Origin of the sequence: Allofournierella sp. CML151 (assembly GCF_027853465.1) — a bacterium.
Taxonomy (GTDB): domain Bacteria; phylum Bacillota; class Clostridia; order Oscillospirales; family Ruminococcaceae; genus Allofournierella.
On the sequence record NZ_JAPNNW010000038.1, the window covers coordinates 1 to 3150 of the forward strand.

General features: G+C 47.6%; 4 protein-coding genes and 2 pseudogenes. 3 read left to right on the forward strand and 3 right to left on the reverse strand.

The annotated features are described in order from the left end of the window. Positions 1-322 (reverse strand): winged helix-turn-helix transcriptional regulator (locus PH256_RS15090; RefSeq protein WP_270914813.1); only part of this gene is annotated, 322 nt, incomplete at its 3' end. A 124-nt stretch (positions 323-446) separates the two neighbouring features. Here PH256_RS15090 and PH256_RS15095 point away from each other — a divergent pair. The 3 genes from PH256_RS15095 (at position 447) to dcm (ending at position 2318) form a co-directional block, all read left to right on the forward strand. After that, positions 447-992 (forward strand): flavodoxin family protein, encoded by a 546-nt coding sequence (locus PH256_RS15095; RefSeq protein ID WP_270914814.1) that lies wholly within the window; start codon positions 447-449, stop codon positions 990-992. Positions 993-1010: 18 nt separating this feature from the next. Next, entirely contained in the window at positions 1011-1559 is a 549-nt protein-coding gene (locus tag PH256_RS15100; protein WP_270914815.1) for a flavodoxin family protein, read from the forward strand. Positions 1560-1787: 228 nt separating this feature from the next. Next, complete coding sequence (gene dcm / locus PH256_RS15105) at positions 1788-2318, forward strand: DNA (cytosine-5-)-methyltransferase (protein ID WP_333766449.1); 531 nt, start codon at positions 1788-1790, stop codon at positions 2316-2318. Between the two features lie 114 nt (positions 2319-2432). Here dcm and PH256_RS15110 read toward each other — a convergent pair. Both PH256_RS15110 and PH256_RS15115 read right to left on the reverse strand, forming a co-directional pair. Next, positions 2433-2645, reverse strand: a pseudogene (locus PH256_RS15110) (ATP-binding cassette domain-containing protein); the annotation flags it as partial. Between the two features lie 75 nt (positions 2646-2720). Further along, positions 2721-3150, reverse strand: a pseudogene (locus PH256_RS15115) (hypothetical protein); the annotation flags it as partial.

The following is a 3150-nucleotide window of genomic DNA, read 5'->3' on the forward strand; positions in this document are numbered from 1 at the left end:
TCTTGTCGCCCCACTCACACATTTCATCAAGAATCGGAATCAAAGATTTGCCTCTTTCTGTCAAGCTGTACTCCACTTTAGGAGGGATTTGCGGGTATTCCTCCCGATGAACAAGCTGGTCTGCTTCCAGCTCCTTCAGGGTCAAACTCAGGGTCTTATAGGAGATCCCCCCAATGTATTTTTTCATTTCATTAAAGCGGACGACTCCAAATTCCATGAGCGTGTAGAGAATGGTCATCTTGTACTTCCCATTGATCAGCGAAAGGGTATAACTGAAGCCAGTGGTCCCAAGACACTCATTTGCAATGCAGCGGTTACTCATTTTATACTCTCCTTTAGGTAAGTATTACACCTAAATGTGCGTACTTGTCTTTTATTGTATTCTTGATAAAATTTTAGTATCAGATACAGGGAAAGTCAATCCCACAAAACAGGAGGAATGTATCATGAGTAAAAAAATCGTTGTCATTACCGGTAGCCCTCGCAAGAACGGTAACAGTTTCGCTATGACGGATGCCTTTATTCAGGCGGCAGAGGCCAAGGGGCACACGGTTACTCGATTTGATGCTGCCATGATGAATGTTGGAGGCTGCCATGCCTGTGAGACCTGTTTCAAGACCGGGAAGGCCTGTTCCTTTGATGATGATTTCAACATGATTGCGCCGGCTATCCTAGAGGCTGACACTCTGGTGTTCACCATGCCGGTGTACTGGTACTCCATCCCAGCCCAGATCAAGGGGGTCATCGACAAAATCTTTTCTCTAGTAGTGGGTGGCAAGGACATTGCTGGAAAAGAATGTGCGCTGATTGCCTGCTGCGAGGAGGAAGATCGCTCTGTGCTGGATGGTGTCCGCATTCCCATGGAGCGTACTGCCGCCCTAAATAAGTGGAAAATGGTAGGCGAAGTCCTGATACCCGGCGTTCTGAATGTGGACGACATTAACAAGACGGATGGCTGTGCGCAGGCGGCAGCACTGGCCGACAAAATCTGATTGGTACGGAGGTTTTTTATGAGCAAAAAAATAGTGATCTTAAATGGAAGTCCCCGTAAAAGCGGTAATACCTCTGCTCTGGTAACAGCGTTTAGAGAAGGGGCAGAAGGTGCAGGCCATACCGTAACGGAGTTCTTTTTGGATAAAATGAATATTCACGGATGCAAAGGATGCTTTGGCGGACACAGTGACCGGGAGTGCCCCTGTGTCCAGCAGGATGATATGAACCGGATTTATCCGGCAGTTCGGGATTGCGATGTAATTGTTCTTGCAAGCCCGCTGTATTACTGGACCATGAGCGGGCAGTTGCGTACCGCCTTTGATCGTCTGTTTGCCCTGGAAGAAGGCGGTAAAAATCTGCTGCGCGGGAACGGGAAATCTTCCGCTCTTTTGATGGCGGCTGAAGGTCACGGCTTTGATGATGCCGTCCTCTATTATGATCACCTGATGGAACACCTGCATTGGAAAAACCTTGGTCATGTTTTGGCCGGAGGCAATATGGATGTGGGTGACATCAAAGGCAAACCGGAACTCCAACAGGCCTATGAGCTTGGCAAATCCATTTAAGTTCTTTTCCGGAATTGTATTATGGTAAGAATAAAGTTACTATGATATTATAAAAGAAATCAAAAACATAGAATTCAGAAGGCGCAGCCTCTGCCGACCGGAGCGAAAAGCACGGTCGGCAGGGGCTTTTTTGTTTGTCTGTATGAAAGGGGGTGGGGCCTATGATTGCCTGATTTGAAAACTGGAAAGAGAAAGGAGAGGATGCGCAAAACCATTCGATTTATTGATATGTTTGCCGGGATCGGCGGTTTCCGGGAAGGATTTGGTCGGGCCGGAGGATTCGAGTGTGTGGGATACTGCGAGCGCGACCAATATGCACTGCGCAGCTACAGAACGCTGTTTGATACGGAAGGAGAGTGGTTCATTGACGATGCCCGAAAAGCCGATCCGAAAACAATGCCCGAATTCGACCTGCTCTGCGGTGGATTCCCTTGTCAGGCATTCAGCATCGCTGGCGCTCGAAAAGGATTCGGAGATCCCCGAGGGCCCCTGTTCTTTGAGCTTGCCCGACTGGCTGAAGCCCGGAAGTCTCGCTATCTGCTGTTTGAAAATGTTCCCGGACTGCTTAATCATGACGGCGGCCGGACGTTTGCGGCGATCCTCGATACGCTGGAGCGATTGGGGTATTTCGTGGAATGGCAGGTGCTTAACAGCAAGGATTTTGGCGTCCCCCAATCCCGCCGCCGTGTGTACATTGTCGGATATCTTGATGAGCGATGCAGAGGAAAAATACTTCCTTTCACCACAGCAAATGTGTGACTCCTGGTCAGCAGGTGCAGCAGGGCGAAGTAAGTTGACTGTGAAAAAGTGGCTGCGGGGATCCTGAAATACGGACGCAGCAATCGCTCCAGTTTCACCAATGGATAAGTTACTGATATCTTGATCGTCCATGAGGCAATAGCCCTTTAGAGAGCCTTCGTAAAATGCAGGGATAAGATGATTCATGCAGCGCATCAATGTTGTTTTTCCACAACCGCTTTCCCCGCACAGGACAACACATTTTCCTGGCCGGACACTCCCTTTTGCATCCTGCAATGCGGAGCAAGTTTCTCCTTCATAGCAAAAATTCAATTCAAATTCTATCATTGTATTTCCTCACCACCAAAGCGAATAGGTTAGCTTTAGCTAACCAATACGTTGAAAAATTGCGGGTGATTCCCATTATGGGTCAACCCGCATGGTGTCTGCATCAGTGAGCTGTTCAAATAATTGTTTCCAACCGGACGCCATAAAATCCTGAACGGTTTTCATACACGATGCGGCTTCTTCTTTTTCGTACCCCGATTCAAGAAGCTGGCGAAAAAAATAGAATTGAGACTGCATCAATAACTCCAGAGCATGCTGGTCAACAGGTCTTGCACCAATCCGCTCAAAAAATAGAACCGTTTCCGTTACTTTATGTTGAATCAGCTCTCTTACAAGTGCTTCAATAGAACTGCCTTGGCTTTTGCAAAATAGCAGAACAGCTTCTTCGTACTGTTCAAACAAAATATCCAGATAAATATTTGTCTCATATGCAATTGCCGAAATAAAATCGGATGAGCGTTTGCTGATCTCTGCCTTGTAGTATTCTCTGGCGATCGGCTCTGCG

What these genes read in the sequence shown, in the direction of transcription:
- PH256_RS15095 (WP_270914814.1), top strand. Translation starts at nt 447, where the DNA reads ATGAGTAAAAAAATCGTTGTCATTACCGGTAGCCCTCGCAAGAACGGT.
- PH256_RS15100 (WP_270914815.1), top strand. Translation starts at nt 1,011, where the DNA reads ATGAGCAAAAAAATAGTGATCTTAAATGGAAGTCCCCGTAAAAGCGGT.
- dcm (WP_333766449.1), top strand. Translation starts at nt 1,788, where the DNA reads ATGTTTGCCGGGATCGGCGGTTTCCGGGAAGGATTTGGTCGGGCCGGA.